General features: G+C 50.6%; 10 protein-coding genes. 7 read left to right on the top strand and 3 right to left on the bottom strand.

Translation table 11 applies throughout. From position 1 onward, the window contains the following. Positions 1-95: 95 nt before the first annotated feature. Both BUB30_RS05685 and BUB30_RS05680 read left to right on the top strand, forming a co-directional pair. The gene (locus BUB30_RS05685; protein ID WP_073131842.1) at positions 96-671 is read left to right on the top strand and encodes a helix-turn-helix domain-containing protein; all 576 of its coding nucleotides are present in this window, start codon (positions 96-98) and stop codon (positions 669-671) included. Between the two features lie 476 nt (positions 672-1,147). After that, entirely contained in the window at positions 1,148-1,345 is a 198-nt protein-coding gene (locus tag BUB30_RS05680; RefSeq protein ID WP_073131841.1) for a JAB domain-containing protein, read from the top strand. Between the two features lie 220 nt (positions 1,346-1,565). Here the strand turns inward: BUB30_RS05680 and BUB30_RS05675 are convergent, their stop codons facing one another. From BUB30_RS05675 to BUB30_RS05665, 3 genes are all read right to left on the bottom strand, one after another. Next, entirely contained in the window at positions 1,566-1,775 is a 210-nt protein-coding gene (locus tag BUB30_RS05675) for a hypothetical protein (RefSeq protein WP_073131839.1), read from the bottom strand. Positions 1,776-1,877: 102 nt separating this feature from the next. Then, positions 1,878-2,207, bottom strand: a complete 330-nt coding sequence (locus BUB30_RS05670) for a hypothetical protein (protein WP_073131837.1) — start codon at positions 2,205-2,207, stop codon at positions 1,878-1,880. A 438-nt stretch (positions 2,208-2,645) separates the two neighbouring features. Further along, positions 2,646-4,070, bottom strand: a complete 1,425-nt coding sequence (locus BUB30_RS05665) for an alpha-L-fucosidase (protein ID WP_073131835.1) — start codon at positions 4,068-4,070, stop codon at positions 2,646-2,648. Positions 4,071-4,398: 328 nt separating this feature from the next. On the opposite strand from BUB30_RS05665, the gene BUB30_RS05660 reads away from it, so the two are divergent. The 5 genes from BUB30_RS05660 (at position 4,399) to BUB30_RS05645 (ending at position 16,507) form a co-directional block, all read left to right on the top strand. Beyond that, positions 4,399-8,544, top strand: a complete 4,146-nt coding sequence (locus tag BUB30_RS05660) for a two-component regulator propeller domain-containing protein (RefSeq protein ID WP_084137919.1) — start codon at positions 4,399-4,401, stop codon at positions 8,542-8,544. 63 nt (positions 8,545-8,607) lie between these two features. Next, the gene (locus tag BUB30_RS35060; RefSeq protein WP_178377029.1) at positions 8,608-8,778 is read left to right on the top strand and encodes a hypothetical protein; all 171 of its coding nucleotides are present in this window, start codon (positions 8,608-8,610) and stop codon (positions 8,776-8,778) included. 225 nt (positions 8,779-9,003) lie between these two features. Continuing rightward, positions 9,004-12,231: a SusC/RagA family TonB-linked outer membrane protein gene (locus BUB30_RS05655; RefSeq protein ID WP_073131834.1), complete on the top strand. Its 3,228-nt coding sequence runs from the start codon at positions 9,004-9,006 to the stop codon at positions 12,229-12,231. A 10-nt stretch (positions 12,232-12,241) separates the two neighbouring features. Further along, positions 12,242-13,750, top strand: coding sequence for a RagB/SusD family nutrient uptake outer membrane protein (locus tag BUB30_RS05650; RefSeq protein WP_073131832.1), 1,509 nt, complete (start codon positions 12,242-12,244; stop codon positions 13,748-13,750). A gap of 195 nt (positions 13,751-13,945) precedes the next feature. Further along, complete coding sequence (locus BUB30_RS05645) at positions 13,946-16,507, top strand: glycoside hydrolase family 95 protein (RefSeq protein ID WP_073131830.1); 2,562 nt, start codon at positions 13,946-13,948, stop codon at positions 16,505-16,507. Positions 16,508-16,509 lie beyond the last annotated feature (2 nt).

Genomic DNA, 16,509 nt, shown 5'->3' with positions numbered 1-16,509 from the left:
GATTGCCAAAAGGACTTGCAATGCGAGAACTATTTCGGGCAGGCTATTGGTTTAGGATGAGGAACGGTTCATCCGGCTTCTCTATCTTTACACACATGACAATACACGTCAAAAATATGGTTTGCAATCGCTGCATCACGGTGGTGGAGCAGGAATTGAAGAGCCTGGGCCTGCATCCCGAAAAGATCGCACTAGGTGAGGTGGAGCTGAAAGAGACCAGTCTCTCGGAAGACCAACAAAAACAACTCGATGCCGCCCTCATCAAAAACGGTTTCGAGCGCATCGACGACCGCAAGGCCCGCATCATCGAGCACGTCAAGAACACCATCATCCAAAAGATACACCACACCGATCGTGTGAGCCGCAAGTTCAACTGGTCCAAGGTGCTGGCCGATGAAGCGCATTATGAATACAACTACCTCAGCAACCTCTTCTCGTCCATGGAGGGCATCACGTTGGAACAATATATCATCCGCCAGAAAATTGAGCGCGTCAAGGAATTGCTTTTCTACGATGAGCTCACCCTCAGTGAAATCGCCGACAAGCTGGGCTACAGCAGCGTGGCCCACCTCAGTGCTCAATTCAAAAAGCTAACCGGGCTCACCCCTTCGGAGCTTAAAAAATCGCGCGCTATAGAACATCCGCGCAAGCCACTGGACGCAGTGTCGTGAAAATACGAATGGGAGTGGGCGGCCCCCTCGGAGGCCTCGGGTCGGGCTGTCCGTTCCAAGTCCTCGCCCCTCCGCACTTGCCAACCCTTCGCTGTGGGCTTTCCACTACCATCCCTGGCCGGGCGGACTGGCCCGTTTTAGGCATGCTCGAACGCTGAGAGCGCAGGAATCGCAAGAAATAAAACTAACCCAAGACAAAAAAGATTTCCGTCCCCTACACGCGGGTGTGGCGAAGGACGCATCATAATCTATAGTCGAAATTATCCGATTGCAAACGGCTAATTTTCTCACCGACTTGCTACCTGTCTCCATGACAATCGAACTCACGCCAAAGTCCGTATTTTGAATTCTGACCACGTGTTCGCTATCATGCGCGAGGTGCTCGCTCGTGAAGACGAGATCGATCGGGATCGTGAACACTTCTGGGTAATTGGCCTGGCTAGTAACCATCGCCTTTTATTCATCGAGTTATAACAATGGGTACGGTAAACAACGCATTGGTTGAACCCATGGAGGTATACAGCCTGGCCCTGCAAAAGCGTGCCGTAAAGATCATGCTCGTTCACAATCATCCTAGCGGAGACGTCAAGCCCAGCGAAGCAGATAAAGACATAACAGATCGCCTCTTCCAGGTTGGGCTTATTCTCAACACCCCGTACTCGACCACCTCATAATCACTCCAACCACCCTTCATGAGTTTCGCAGACACCGGGTCTGCTTGACGAAATTGCCAAGAGTGGAAAATATGTGTCACGGTACAAACAGATCGAGAAACTGAGAAAAATCGCCGAGGAGTTGGGTATGCAAAAAGGACTGAAAAAGGGAATAGAAATTGGCAGGGAAGAAGGGAGGGAAGAAGGTGTCGAGGAGGGAGCAGCGTCAAGTAGCTTCCAATTATTCCAATGATGATGCTCTTTTTTGGATCTCAATTATAACTTTCTCTGCTTCTAATTGATTGGCGAGTGCCCTATTTGCATCCTTTTTACTTACCTCACTCTCAATCATTTTTATAGCCACACCTCCTTTGTCATAGCGAATAATATATTTATCTCCACGCTTGATTACTTGGCACCAACCGTAGTCTTTTAAAATCTCGTCATTCATATTTTTTCTTTAAAAAAGCGGACCCGAAACAAATGTACCTGGTTGTATTTGATCAACGGGCGCATCAAAAAAGCCAGGCGCTACGTCTGGCTCCGCTCATTTTTAAGTATTCATTAGTTTCAACGCATTACTAATCTCAGCGTAATTACTTCTTTGCCAGGAGAGATATTTTTGAAAATCAAAATTTCTTCCTCCGGATGTGTCATCAGAAAATTTAGTGTATAACAAATTATAAAATTGCCTGGCTATTGTTTCGTCCCTAAGTTGACCCTTGTACTGTTTAGACAAATTAACATTCCTAGATAAATAATATTCCAGCATAAAATCCAACCTTATCCAATCGCTCTTATCTTTCCGAATCCAAGCTTCAAGACCCTCATTTTTTTGATCAATATACTTTAGCTCTACATCATTGTGACTCTTGTCTTTCATATCAACTAATTGAAGCTCTATTTCTTATAAGAAAATGTAGACGGTGATACGTCTGGTGGCAAATTTTTTAAGCGGTTGGCTAAGTTAAATGATTTATCGAACACGAAGCATAGCAGGTCATTAATTTTCAAACACTGCCCAAAGTCGCGTGCTGAATGGCATTCGTATCATCTCCACCAGACGGACTCAGCGTAATTTTTGCAGAGGCGGAAGGAATGCTGACACCACCTCCCTTGTAACCTGCATGGGAGAAGTCTGCTATCCTATCTCCGCCCGCTAATGTCTTGTATATGAGCTTGCCTTGAGGGTTGGTGACGACCCATTGGCCCTTTGCCGGGACCGATGTTGTGGACGTCTGGCACCCCGGACGTATAAAAAGCTGTGGCAAGAAATGTTGCTATCAAAAAACGCATTGAAAAATCAGGAGGCAGTTTCATTTCAATCAAGCTCCCCTGCTTTCATCTTTTCCTTTTTACCGGCGATTACGCCATTCGTCATTCCTTTCAGCTCAAGTTTGATAACCGTGGCAACCGGATCAGAAGCTTTTTCAGGTAGTGTTATCACCAAACCCATTTCGTCTGTTTTTGTTTTTACGGCTTTACCATCCGCCAGAAGTTTTGCAGACGTGATCTTGTTCTTCAACCCAGGCACCACCAGGTTGCCATCTTTTGGCCATTCAAAGACGGACAGATAAAGCGTTGTGTTCCCGTTTTTCTCCTTGCGGGTGCAACGTCCCCACGGCAGTGGCGCCAGCGGACTTGCCTTCGTTGCATAAATGGATTCGCCGTTTATTTTCATCCACGCTCCTATTGCCTTCAGGCTTTCGATACTTTGGATTGGAAATTCTCCATCCGCTTTCGGTCCTACGTTCAGTAAATAGTTTCCGCCCTTTGAAGCGATGTCTATAAGATTACGGATCATTGTTTCAGGACTCTTCCATTTATCCGCATAGCTTTTATAGCCCCATGTTTCGTTCATGGTCATACAGGTTTCCCAATCTTTTCCATCCAGCTCTTTCAGGTCGGGGATGCGTTGCTCCGGAGTTTTATAATCGCCGGGAAAATTCGGGCGCTTGAGCCGGTCGTTCGTAATGATGTTGGGTTGCAACGCCAATACTTTCTGGAATTTTTCGGCATACTCATCTGTCATGCCGGTTGGTGTATCCCACCAGAGAACGGCTACGTCGCCATAGTTGGTCAGCAGTTCTTTTACCTGTGGCACGGCTACTTCGTCAATATATTCCGACATTGTTTTTGTTGTCTGCGCCGGATCCCAATGGCCGCTGTTGGCAAGCGTGTAGGCGTCGATCCGCGCGCTATCCGGATTGTCCCATCCCTCTTTTGCTACTTTTCGCGCCGCTGCACCCCCTGGGTTGTTCCAGTCTTGTGCGTGAGAATAGTAAAGGCCTAATTTGATCCCGTATTTACGGCAGGCTTCCGCCAACGGCTTGATGAGGTCCTTTCCATAAGGAGTGGCGTCCACCATATCCCATTCGCTGGCCTTCGAATCGAATAAAGCAAAACCATCGTGGTGCTTGGCGGTGATGACGATGTACTTCATGCCGGCATCCTTCGCCATCTTCACCCACGCCTCGGCATCGTATTTTACAGGGTTGAATTGTTTTGCAAACGCCTGGTAATCGGCTACGGGAATTTTCCCGCGGTTCATGATCCACTCGCCAATGCGGCCTATCTTCTGACCGTTATACGTACCGGCCGGCACGGCATAAACGCCCCAGTGAATGAACATTCCAAAGCGTGCCTCACGCCACCACTCCATGCGCTTATCGGTGTCGGTGGTTTGCGCAAAGAGCGCCTGGGTTATGCTGATGATGGTGACGGTGATTAGAAAAATCTTTTTCATTGGGCTATTCGTGTTGGTTACTTGTTGAAGTCAGTTTCCCGCAGATCTCGCAGATGGCCGCAGATCAAAGACAGGAAAAAATCTGCGATCATCTGCGAGATCTGCGTGAAAAAAATTAATACTCCTGGTATTAGACCAGCTACTAGTTAGACGAAAAAAAGTGAGAACCACCCCATCCTTCTATGTAAGTATTAAGGGGTATTTGGAGGGGAATCGGCCATTTATAAAACCCATTACATAAAGGGCAGAAAGGCACACAAAGAATTGCTGATAAGAAAAAAGTCACTATTGCAATCGATTTCTAGTTGTGCAATCCTTATCTTGGAATATGATTTTTCGTGACCCTCGATCGCTTTTCCTGGCTCTCCTTTTTGTCCTGCCAGGCGGCGTTCACCGGGTTTGTGCCCAAACCCAGGATTTCAGATTTCAGCACATTACCATTGAGCAAGGATTATCGCAAAGCACGGTATACGCTGTCGTGCAAGATACCAGCGGTTTTATGTGGTTCGGAACCCGCGACGGATTGAACCGGTACGACTCACGGAAGAGCAGAACCTATCGCCATGACATTGAAAAAGAACATAGCCTTTCCGATAATACGATCTTTAGTTTGTACATCGACTCCCGGAGCCGTTTTTGGGTCGGTACAAACCAGGGTCTGAATCTGTATGACCCCCGGACGGATGGGTTTACAAGGATCATGCTGCAGGAGGGACCGCAGGGAGGTCAACCCGGTAATGCTGTGGCCTGCATGCTGGAAGATCGCCAAAAGAATCTGTGGATCGGAACGCGTAACGGGTTGAATGTGCTGAAGGCGGGAAGTACTTCCTTTTCTTTTTTACGGTTCACACACACCGACCAGGAGGCGAACAGCCTGGCCCATAATGATGTTCGTTCTATTTTAGAGGATGGCGAAGGGAATCTTTGGGTCGGTACATCCGCGGGCCTTTCAAAAATAATGGCCGGGCAAAACGGCACGTATCATTTTACGTCGTACCAGGTACCGGAGTGGAAACCTACCGCGTCAAAAACCAACGAGATCAATTCCATCGTCGGGGATGGAAAGGGCGCCTTGCTGATCGCCACCGAAAACAGCGGACTGCTATCCTTTGATCCGAAAACAGAACAGTTCCGGTCGCTGGACTGGATCGGAAAACCGGACGAAGCCGTGCGGGTAATTTTAAAAGATAAGCGTACGCAGGCCTACTGGATCGGCACGATTGGCGGCGTGTACAAGGTCAATCCGGAGCAGGGTAAATTCATTAGCCTACGGAATATTCCCGACGACCCAGGTTCGGTGAGCGATAACTCCGTGCGCTCGTTATATGCCGATCGCGACGGGTCGATCTGGATCGGTACCTTTCATGGCGGTGTCAATATGTACAGCGCCTTGTCCAGACAGTTTCAGCAAGTGGTGCAAGAAGGGAAACTTCACTTTAAGGTGGCCAGCGCGTTGGTTGCCGACACCGACAATAATTTATGGCTTGCTACGGAAGGGAATGGGCTGTTTTTTACAGACCGCCGAAGCGGCGTGACCCGGCACTTTAAACACCTGCAGGATGACCCCCATTCCTTAAGCCACAACAATGTAAAATGCCTGTTGCCCGATGGCCACAAAGGACTTTGGGTAGGGACGCTCAAGGGGTTGAATTATTATGATTTTAAAACGGATAAATTCACGACGTTCCACCATCAGCCCGGCCATGCCAACGCGCTCCCGGATGATGCCGTGTATGACCTGGTGCAAGACCGTGATGGCGCAATCTGGATTGCCACCTACCGGGGCGGGCTTTGCAAATTCGATCCGCACAAAAACAAATTTGAAACCTTTGTCCCCGACCCGCAAGACAGCACCACCCTGAGCTCCGACGGGGTCACGCGGCTGCTCCTGGACACGCACCAAAATTTATGGGTGGGCACCATCACCGGGTTGAATGTTAAAGCCCCTGACCAGAATTCTTTCCGGCGCTACATTCACGACCCTGCCGATACCACCACCCTGAGCAATAACTATATTCTTTGTGTGTTTGAAGATCGCCAGCACCGGATCTGGGTGGGTACGCGAGACAACGGGTTGAATTTGCTGTTGCCCGGACAGCGCGGATTCAAACGCTTCAGCATGCAGCAGGGGCTTCCCGGCAATACGATCTACGGTATACAGGAGGATCGAAATGGGTATTTATGGATCAGCACCGACAATGGATTATCGAAACTCAATCCGGTAGATTTTTCAGTGCATAACTTTGACCGCAATGATGGATTGGTCTGCAAGCAATTCAATTTCAATTCCTATTGTAAAGACGGATCGGGCACGATGTATTTCGGAGGGTATAACGGTGTGGTGGTGTTTAGCCCGGAAGGGATCTCCGAGAACCAGATCGTACCCAACGTGACTTTTGTGAATTTTAAACTATTCAACAAAGAGATACCCGTCGACCCCGCACAGGGTATCCTGGAACAGGATCTGAATTACACCCGTGAGCTTACCATGGGCTATGACCAGAACATCTTTTCTATTGAGTTTGCCGTACTGAATTATATCAACTCAGAAAAAAATCAGTTTGCCTATAAACTGGCGGGGTTTGAAGAACAATGGAACATCACCCCGGAACCTGTGGCCACCTATATGAACCTGAACCCCGGGAGCTATACGCTCCTGGTGAAGGGCTCGAACAACGACGGCCTCTGGAACGAGACACCGATCTCCATAAAGCTGAAGATCCTGCCCCCGCCGTGGAAATCGTGGTGGGCCTATTCCATCTACGTTGGCATCTTTCTCGCGTTGCTATACGCCTGGTCTCGGTTCCATAAAAAACGGATGAAGCTCGAGCACGACCTGGAGATCGAATACCTGGAACATAAAAAACAGGAAGAGTTGCACCAGGCCAAGCTAAGCTTCTTTGCGAATATTGTCCACGAGATCCGCACCCCGCTGACCCTGATGACCGGCCCCGTGGAGAAATTACTGGACCAATACACCGGGGATGTATTCCTGAAAAAAGAATTATCACGGGTGCACTCCAATACCAACCGCCTGCAACGGCTGCTGAATCAATTGCTGGATTTCCATAAACAGGAAACCGGCAATGTGCGGCTTAAGGTTCACGAAGAGAACATCGTGGAATTTATTGACGAAATACAGCTTTCCTTCCAGGAGTATGCCCAATCGCGGAAGGTGACCTTGAATTTTCATCCGCAGGAGCCGGTACTGAAACTCTGGTTCGACCGGGAGGAGTTGTCGAAAGTATTTTACAACCTGCTGGTAAATGCCTTTAAGTTCACACCCGGTGGGGGAACGGTATCCATGGCGATAAGCAGAGAACCGGAGTTGCCGGGCACCGATGATTTTAAGGTCAGGATTACGATGGAAGATAACGGCCTGGGCATTCCTGCGTTGTACCTGGAAAAAGTATTTCATCGGTTCTACCAGGCAGAGAATTCCGGCATGAACGGAGCGGGCGTGGGGATTGGCCTGGCCCTCGCTAAAGGTATCATTGACCTGCATCACGGTTCGGTAGTGGTCGAAAGCAAGGAGGCTACATCCGATACGACCGGGTTCACCAGGTTCACCATTCTTCTCCCATCCGGCTGCACCCACTTTAGCACGGACCAGATCGTACCGAAAACGGAAGCGGAGCAATACCGGTGTCACGATACGGTGCCGGAAAATCATCCATCGGCCGAAGAGACCGTCGGTAAAAAACAGGCATCCCATGATAAGCCTTTGGTGTTGGTGGTAGAAGATAATGACGAGATCAGGGCTTTTGTACGCGATACGCTGTTGCCGTATTACCAGGTAACGGAAAGCGCGAATGGGTTGCAAGGTCTCGAGATCGCCGTCGAGCAATTGCCGGACCTCATCCTCAGTGATGTGATGATGCCCAAGATGGACGGCCTGGAGCTGGTCCATAAGCTCAAAGCCGATCCGCGCACCAGCCACATTCCCATGATTCTGCTCACCGCCCGGGGCGCGTTAAACTACAAACTGGAAGGGTTCGAGACGGGCGCCGATGATTACCTGACCAAACCCGTTGAGATCCGGTTGCTCCTGGTGAAGATCAAAACCCACTTAAGGATCCGCGAGAAGCTGAAGGAAAAATACAGCCGCATCGTCACGCTTCAGCCGCAGGACCAGGTGGTCGAGAACCCCGATGATAAATTCCTTCAAAAATTGATGAGCGCCCTGGAAGAGAACATCACGAATGCAGAATTCAATGTCACGAAACTCGTGCGCGAGATCGGTATGAGCCGGCCGGTGCTTTTCCGCAAGGTCAAAATGCTTACCGGCCTCTCCGTGATCGACCTGATCCGCAAGGTCCGGTTGAAAAAAGCGGAGATGCTGCTGAAGCAAAAGAAATTGAGCATCTCGGAAGTGGCCTTCACGGTGGGATTCAGCGACCCCAAATATTTCAGTAAGTCCTTCCGCAACCACTATGGAAAATCTCCGTCAGAATACCTCGAAGAACTGAGTTGATCAGTTTTAAGGACTCCCCAATCCAACACCCGCAAATCCGCAATCGCTTAAACGCGAGCCTGCATGGATGCTAAAACCTCGTTTCGTGGCTACGAAACAAATGCTGAACGATTTCTACCCCTGAAAAGACTGTTTTTTACCCCTGAAAGGAGGGTGGGCTCTGCAATTTTAGGTAAGGTCTGCAAACGATTTAATCGTCTTGAATATGAAGAAATCAACCGGAGCGAGCCGTAAAGGCAGGATCCTGGAGGTAATCCTCCTGGCCCTTCTTGTTCTCGTGCTGACCTTCATTTTGACCTCAATTACCTAACCAAATCTATTTCGCTATGAGCCCAAAATCAGTACTACGATCGGTCTCCGGTCCTCTGCCTCGTGAAAGGTGTCTCCGCTTTTTAGACGCCTGTCCACACCGGCACGCCGGCTTACTTAATTTCTCTAAACCTATTATGTGTCGGATCTATGAATAAAAAACTACCAAGCTTTAAAAACCGGCTGCAGGCTTCTCTGGGGTTCGGATTTATGCTGATGCTCTTTTGCCAGGCCTCCCTGGCACAACAAATCTCCGGCAAAGTCATCTCCGATGACGGTGAAGCTTTGCCCGGGGTGAACGTGCTGATTGAAGGCACCACCACCGGTGCATCAACCGATGGTGACGGAAAATTTGTACTGAACGTCAATGACCCCAATGCCGTGCTCGTGTTTTCGTTTATCGGGTATACAACAGAACGCAGGACAGTCGGAAATCAAACGACCATCAATATCACACTCACCGCTGACCTTCAAAAGCTGGCCGAGGTGGTGGTCGTCGGTTACGGCGTGCAAAAGAAAGTGAATCTTACCGCCGCTGTAGCCACGATTTCAGCGGAAGACCTCGTCTCGAGGCAATCGCCCAACACGATTTCGCTTTTACAGGGCCGTACGCCCGGGCTTCAGGTCGTTCAGAATTCAGGGCAGCCGGGCCTGGAGAACAACGACATACGCATCCGCGGGCAGAGTACCTTCAGTAATGCGGGGAACAACCCCCTCATATTGATCGATGGCGTGGAAGGCCGTATGGATTTGCTGAACCCGAATATGATCGCCGATATTTCCGTTTTGAAAGATGCTGCTTCTGCTGCCGTCTACGGATCACGTGCCGCCAATGGCGTAATCCTGGTGACTACCAAAAAAGGGAAGGAAGGCCGTTTGAATATCGATTATAGCTATACGTACTCGAGTATGAAACCCTCCATGAAGGTGGACCGGGTTACCAATGCAGTGGAGTATATGGAGTTGATGAACAAAGCGATTGATCATTCCGGCAAACAACCTACCTGGTATTACACACCCGAAATGATCCAGCCGTACCGTGACAATCCGAATTCGGCGCAATACCCCAGCTATGACTGGACCGATGCGCTGATCCGCACGGCACCGATGCACAAGCACTTTCTGAGCTTGAGCGGCGGCAAAGGTGGTACCACCTTCAACGCAGGCCTGGGCATTTTGGATGAGACCGGCATGCTGTTGGCCACGGGCTACAAACGCTACGATGCCCAGATCAATTTCAAAACCGAGCTGAGCAAGTTTGTTACTTTCGGCAGCGATATCTCGATTGCCCGCGGCAAACGGACCGATACGGCGATAACGGCGGGGAGCACGATTGCAGACCTGATCGATTTTAACTCATCGGAAGACCAGATGCTGTCGGCCTACGCTGCGCCGCCCGTTGCCACACCCTGGCTGCCCGACGGAAGCGGAAGGTTCACCGCCTACGCCTATCCGAACCATGGCGGCAACAAAAACCCAATAGCGATTGCCACCGATGGCGGCGGCAAACGAGCGGACAACACCTACCTGTTGTTCAGTCCTTACCTGAATTTCAAAATCCTCCCGGGCTTAACGGCAGATGTCCGTGGCGCGTTTAAGTTCCAGGAAGAAATGATCAAAGCCCTGATCGTTTCATCGTATGGTAATGAGTTTTTCCCGGATGCCAACGGTGTTTATAAAGCGAATGCCTCTGTCTGGAACGGTGGAACCAACTCGCTGGCCCAGCGCAACGCGCGTGAGAACCAATACACCGCGTATGCCACGTTGAGATATGATAAAACGTTTGCCGGTGGGCACCATTTCACCGGCATGGTGGGATATCAGCAGGAGAACTATCGCTACGACCGCCTCGAGGCTTATCGCACCAAGCTTCCCTCCAAGACGCTATGGGATCTGTTTGCCGGAGCCGCGGCAGCGCAAAGCACCAGCAGCAATTCCTATGAATGGGCGACTCAATCCGTTTTCGGACGAATAAACTATGACTACAAAGACAAGTATCTGGTGGAATTCAGCTTCCGTGATGATGCTTCTTCCCGTTTCCCGAGCGATAACCGCATGGCCTTCTTCCCTTCCGTATCGGCGGGATGGCGTTTGACGCAGGAGTCGTTCATGTCGAACGTGAGCTGGATGGATGAATTGAAGCTCAGAGGGTCGTGGGGGCAACTGGGTAACCAGAACATCGGTAATTACCCGTATCAGAATTCTTTGAGTATATCCAGTGAGGGCACTGAACAGCTGGATTATAATTTTGGAGGTACGATCGCGCAGGGTGTTTCCAAGCGGACCACGAATAATACAAAAATCAAATGGGAGACTACCTCCGTTGCCGACATCGGTCTTGACTTCTCTTTATTCCATTCGAAAGTATTCGGATCGGTTGACTGGTATGAAAAGAGAACCTCGGATATTCTCCGGGCACTGCAGGTTCCTGACCACATGGGACTGAGAGCACCTACCATCAACGATGGCATCATGAAAAATACGGGATGGGAATTTATTCTCGGCCATAAAAACCAGATCGGTAAGTTCGGTTACAGCATCAGCGCCAACCTTGAAACATACAAGAATACCCTGGTTCGCTATGGCAATCGTGAAATCGTAGGCACCAATATCCGGCAGGAAGGTTTACCCTTTAATGAGTACTACCTTTTGGTTCAGGATGGCGTTTATCAGAACCAGGCAGAAATCGACAACGGACCTACACCGTCGTACACCTCAGGGCTCCTTCCCAAACCCGGCGATCTGAAATTCAAGGATATCAGTGGTCCCGATGGCGTGCCCGATGGCCGTGTAGATCTTACCTACGACCGCGTGCCGGTCAAGGGCGCATTTCCCAAATTCAACTATGGGTTTAACGTTACGGCCACCTACGGAAGCTTCGACCTGACCGTTTTTATTCAGGGCGTGTATGGTCGCAAAACATTTGTAAAAGACTGGGGAGTTTCGCCCTTTAACCAGGCTGCGGCGCCTCCAAGCTGGTGGGCAACCAAGGCGTGGGATGGCGAAGGTACCTCTAACACCATTCCTGCCGTATACGTCGACTCTCAGTATACACCCAACAATCAAAACTCTACATTCTGGCTGGGTAACTCGTCTTACCTGCGCATAAAGAATGTGCAGTTGGGATATACACTCCCAGCAGCCTGGAGCCAAAAAGTGAAGATGCAGCATCTCCGGGTATTTGCATCGGGGGATAACCTCTATACGTTCACCAAGTTCTTCAAGGGGCTGGATCCTGAACGTGCGGCGCAACCTATACCGTCAACCGCGTCGTCGTTCGGAAACCAATTCAACAGCACAAGCACATCGGTACCGACCCGGGCGGCAATCTTTCCTCAACCGACGATCTACTCTTTTGGTGTAAGAGCGACCTTCTAATTCAACACGTATGAAAAAGAATATAAAATTAAAATTGTTATGCCTGGCGATGGCCACGGTGTTCATGGCCTGCAGCGATTTCCTGGATAAGAACCCGCTAACACAACTGGATAGCGACACCTTCTGGAAAAATGAACAGGATGTGCAAGCGGCGCTGACCGCCACCTACTCGACACACCGCACCAGCATTTTTGGCTCCGTGCGGGGCGCCAACGGGGTGGCTATGGACATCGAATCGCTTTCAGACAACGCCATCACGACATCCAGCTATGTCAGTTATGGCACCATCCTGCAGGGCGGCGTCGGCCCCAGCACCGGCGGGGCGATCAACCAGTTCTGGTCCGACTGTTACGACGGCATAGCCAAGTGCAACTATTTCCTGGATAATATCGACGACGCGAAAAGCTTTTTGACCGATGCGAATTACAGCAAATACAAAAGCGAGGCCTTGTTCAACCGTAGCTATTATTACAATGAGCTGGTGCAGAAATATGGCGACGTGCCGCTGGTACTCTATACGTCAACGATTGACAGTGTTGGCCAGCTCAAAGCCATGCCCCGTTCTCCCAAAGCAGATGTGGTTGCCAGGATGTTGAAGGATATCGATGCGGCCATTGCCGGGTTACCGGCCGATCGCTATAACGATGGCCATGCCGTGAAAGGCAGTGCCATTATGCTGAAGGTTCGGATTTTAATGAACAACCAGCGCTTTGCCGAAGCGGCGGATGTAGCGTGGTCGTTGATCGGCGATGCCGCGAACCCCTACAGTCTGTATAGGAACTATTCCGGGCTTTTCTTCAAAGAACAAAGAGCTGCCGACAACAAGGAGATCATGTTCTCGGTAATATACCAGGCGCCTGCAGATTACCATCAGTTGGATCAATACGTCGGCAGCCGGATGTCCTGCTTCCCGACGCCCCAGTTGCGCGACGCGTATGAAACGAATCCCAACACCGGCCTGAAAGATCCGCGTTTGGGAATGACGATCTTCCAGGATGGAGATCCCTGGGTGAACAACACCAAAACAGGCACCTTTAAGCAAGATGGAAGTGTGGCCGAGAGTACGATACCGTTTACGAAAATGGCCTTTAAAAAATGGATCGATCCTACGATCAGAACGCCGAATGCCTCCACCTTGAGTGATCAGAATATTGTGAAGATGCGGTACGCCGACCTCCTGCTGCTCTATGCAGAGGCTATGTTCGAAAGCGGCCAGGGTGGTGATGCCCGTGCGCTGAAGGCGTTGAACGATGTGCGCGCCCGGCCCGGTGTAAATATGCCGCCACAAGTCGCATTGACGCGCGATAACATACGCAACGAAAGAAGGGTGGAGCTGGCGTATGAAGGCATACGTTATAACGACATTATCCGCTGGGGCATAGCCGAAACGGTGATCCCGCAAATCGTATTTGCCGCCAACGGAGCCAAGCGGAAATTCGACGGGTATTTGTGGCCTGTTCCGCAAGGGCAGATGGATATTATGCAGGGTGTATGGCAAAATAATGCGCCCTGGAATTAAGATAATGAAGTTTGGGGTTCAGTGTAGTGCAGTCAGGTGGAGACATCTGACTGCCTTTTCTAAAAGCACTAGCCATACCGTGAAACAACCGCCCGGCACGCTATGGAGTAGGCCATGTAAAAGGAACGTAAGAGTCTGACGCGTAGTAATGGCGTTGTATAATTTTTTTAGTCTGTGAAAGGGGAAGTGATTTTAATGAAAAGACAATTGATTTTTCTGGTATCCTTGTTTTTTTTGACGCCACTGTGCAGTGCGCAGTCTTTAAAAACGGATCCGTATCTGAAACTATGGTACACACAACCCGCTTCCGCCTGGGAAGAAGCATTGCCGTTGGGCAACGGCAAAACGGGCGCGATGGTCTTTGGCATTATCCGCCGCGAAAGGCTGCAGCTCAACGATAACACCCTTTGGTCAGGATACCCCGATCCGGGCAATAACCCCAACGGTCGCGTCTACCTTCCGCTGGTGCGGAAAGCGGTATCCGATGGTGACTATGCCCTGGCGGCGGCGTATTGGAAAAAGATGCAGGGACCTTATTCGGCACGATACCTCCCGATGGCCGATCTCTTCCTCGACTTCATAATAAAAGATACCGTGGTCAGGAAATACAACAGGAGCCTTGATCTGAGTACAGCCACCGCTGCTGTTACCTACACCACGGCGGGGGTAACCTACACCCGCGAAATGTTTATCAGTTACCCGGATAAAACACTGGTGATTCGGTTGTCGGCCGATAAAAAGAAAAGCATCTCATTCAAGACCTTCTTACGCAGTAAATTGAAATATACCGTCACGGCGCCGGCGAACGATCAATTGATACTTCGGGGCAAGGCGCCGTTGCTGGTCGCTAACCGCGAGGCGGAACCCCTCCAGGTTGTTTATGACGATTGGAAAGGAGAGGGGATGAATTTTGAGGTGCTCTTGAAAATCAAAGCCGAAGGCGGCACGGTACTCAAGCAGGATACATCGCTTTCGGTGTCCGACGCCGATGCCGTCACACTCTATCTAACCGAGGCGACCAGCTTTAACGGATTCAATAGATCGCCTGGACTGCAGGGTAAGGATGCTGCGGTGGAGGCCCAAAGAACACTCGACGTAGCAACCGCTAAAACATGGGCGCAACTGAAAGCCAGACACCTTGCCGACTACCAGGCATTATTTAATCGTGTTACACTCGATCTGGGTACCGACCCGGAAGCGATGAAACTTCCTACCGATAAGCGCATGTTGCGCCTGAACGAAGGGAAGCCGGACCCCCAGCTTCAGACCTTGTATTACCAGTTCGGGCGCTACTTGTTAATTGCCAGCTCCAGGCCTGGAGGACCACCCGCTAACCTCCAGGGTATTTGGAACGACCATGTCAAACCACCGTGGGGAAGCAACTACACGACCAACATCAATACCGAAATGAATTACTGGCTCGCCGAAAGCACGAACCTGTCGGAATGCCACGAGCCTCTATTGGATTTTATACAGCAACTGGCTGTCAATGGCGCAGAAACGGCGGCGGTCAACTACGGCATTACCGAAGGATGGTGTGCCCACCACAATGCCGATATCTGGGCCAAGACTTCCCCGCCGGGTGGATACGAATGGGATCCCCGCAGCCAGGCGCGGTGGGCTTGCTGGCCAATGAGCGGCGCCTGGCTGAGTACACACCTTTGGGAGCATTACCTCTTTACAGAGGATAAAACCTTTTTAAACGATAAAGGCTGGCCCGCTATGAAAGGCGCGGCACAATTCCTTTTGACGTGGCTGGTGGAGTCACCCGACGGCTACCTGGTGACGAACCCTTCCACATCGCCGGAAAACGTATTTAAAGTGGAGGGCAAAGAATACCAGGTCAGTATGGCCACGACCATGGATATGGCCATTACCCGCCAGCTTTTTGAGAATTGCCTGAGTGCAGCGGCAGCCCTGGGGATCAAGGATGAATTCGTCAGAAAAATAGAAACAGCGACAGCAAAACTCTACCCCTACCACATCGGTCAGCATGGTCAATTGCAGGAGTGGTTCAAAGACTGGGATGATCCCAACGACAAGCACCGGCATTTATCGCACCTCTTTGGTCTGCACCCCGGCAACCAGATCTCGCCGGCACGTACGCCGGAGCTGGCCGCCGCCGCAAAACAATCGCTGATCCAACGGGGTGATATGAGCACCGGGTGGTCCATGGCCTGGAAGATCAACTGGTGGGCTAGGTTACAGGACGGCGACCATGCGTATACGATCTTGAAAGAAGGGCTCACGTACATCGACCCGAAGCAAAAAAAAGAAACGATGGGTGGGGGAGGAACGTACCCCAACCTTTTTGATGCGCACCCGCCTTTCCAGATCGACGGCAATTTCGGAGCTACCGCCGGCATGACGGAGATGCTGCTGCAAAGCCAGGACGGAGCGTTAAGCCTGTTGCCGGCGCTCCCCGGTGAATGGAGAAATGGAAGCGTCTCGGGGCTGAAGGCCCGCGGTGCTTTTGAAGTAGACATCACCTGGAAAGACGGAAAGTTGCAATCCGCCACCATCCGGTCGAAGCTCGGCGGTAACTGCAGAATACGTACGGCCATCCCTGTGAAAATCATAGAGGCCACGGCGAAGAACGTGGAGGGCAGAAACCCGAACGCCCTTACACAGGCGGCGAACGTTCCGCCCTATAAAAAGAACGCCAACGCAACGTTGCCTGAGCTGAAAACCGGCGAAGGCTATGTGATCGACGTGGACACTGAAAAAGGAAAACAGTATACCCTTGTTCCAAAATAAAC

The organism is Chryseolinea serpens, from assembly GCF_900129725.1.
GTDB lineage: Bacteria > Bacteroidota > Bacteroidia > Cytophagales > Cyclobacteriaceae > Chryseolinea > Chryseolinea serpens.
This window is presented reverse-complemented; position numbering and strand designations above follow the sequence as displayed.

What these genes read in the sequence shown, in the direction of transcription:
- BUB30_RS05650 (WP_073131832.1), top strand. Translation starts at nt 12,242, where the DNA reads ATGAAAAAGAATATAAAATTAAAATTGTTATGCCTGGCGATGGCCACG.
- BUB30_RS05660 (WP_084137919.1), top strand. Translation starts at nt 4,399, where the DNA reads ATGATTTTTCGTGACCCTCGATCGCTTTTCCTGGCTCTCCTTTTTGTC.
- BUB30_RS05645 (WP_073131830.1), top strand. Translation starts at nt 13,946, where the DNA reads ATGAAAAGACAATTGATTTTTCTGGTATCCTTGTTTTTTTTGACGCCA.
- BUB30_RS05665 (WP_073131835.1), bottom strand. Translation starts at nt 4,070, where the DNA reads ATGAAAAAGATTTTTCTAATCACCGTCACCATCATCAGCATAACCCAG.
- BUB30_RS35060 (WP_178377029.1), top strand. Translation starts at nt 8,608, where the DNA reads ATGGATGCTAAAACCTCGTTTCGTGGCTACGAAACAAATGCTGAACGA.
- BUB30_RS05670 (WP_073131837.1), bottom strand. Translation starts at nt 2,207, where the DNA reads ATGAAAGACAAGAGTCACAATGATGTAGAGCTAAAGTATATTGATCAA.
- BUB30_RS05655 (WP_073131834.1), top strand. Translation starts at nt 9,004, where the DNA reads ATGAATAAAAAACTACCAAGCTTTAAAAACCGGCTGCAGGCTTCTCTG.
- BUB30_RS05680 (WP_073131841.1), top strand. Translation starts at nt 1,148, where the DNA reads ATGGGTACGGTAAACAACGCATTGGTTGAACCCATGGAGGTATACAGC.
- BUB30_RS05685 (WP_073131842.1), top strand. Translation starts at nt 96, where the DNA reads ATGACAATACACGTCAAAAATATGGTTTGCAATCGCTGCATCACGGTG.
- BUB30_RS05675 (WP_073131839.1), bottom strand. Translation starts at nt 1,775, where the DNA reads ATGAATGACGAGATTTTAAAAGACTACGGTTGGTGCCAAGTAATCAAG.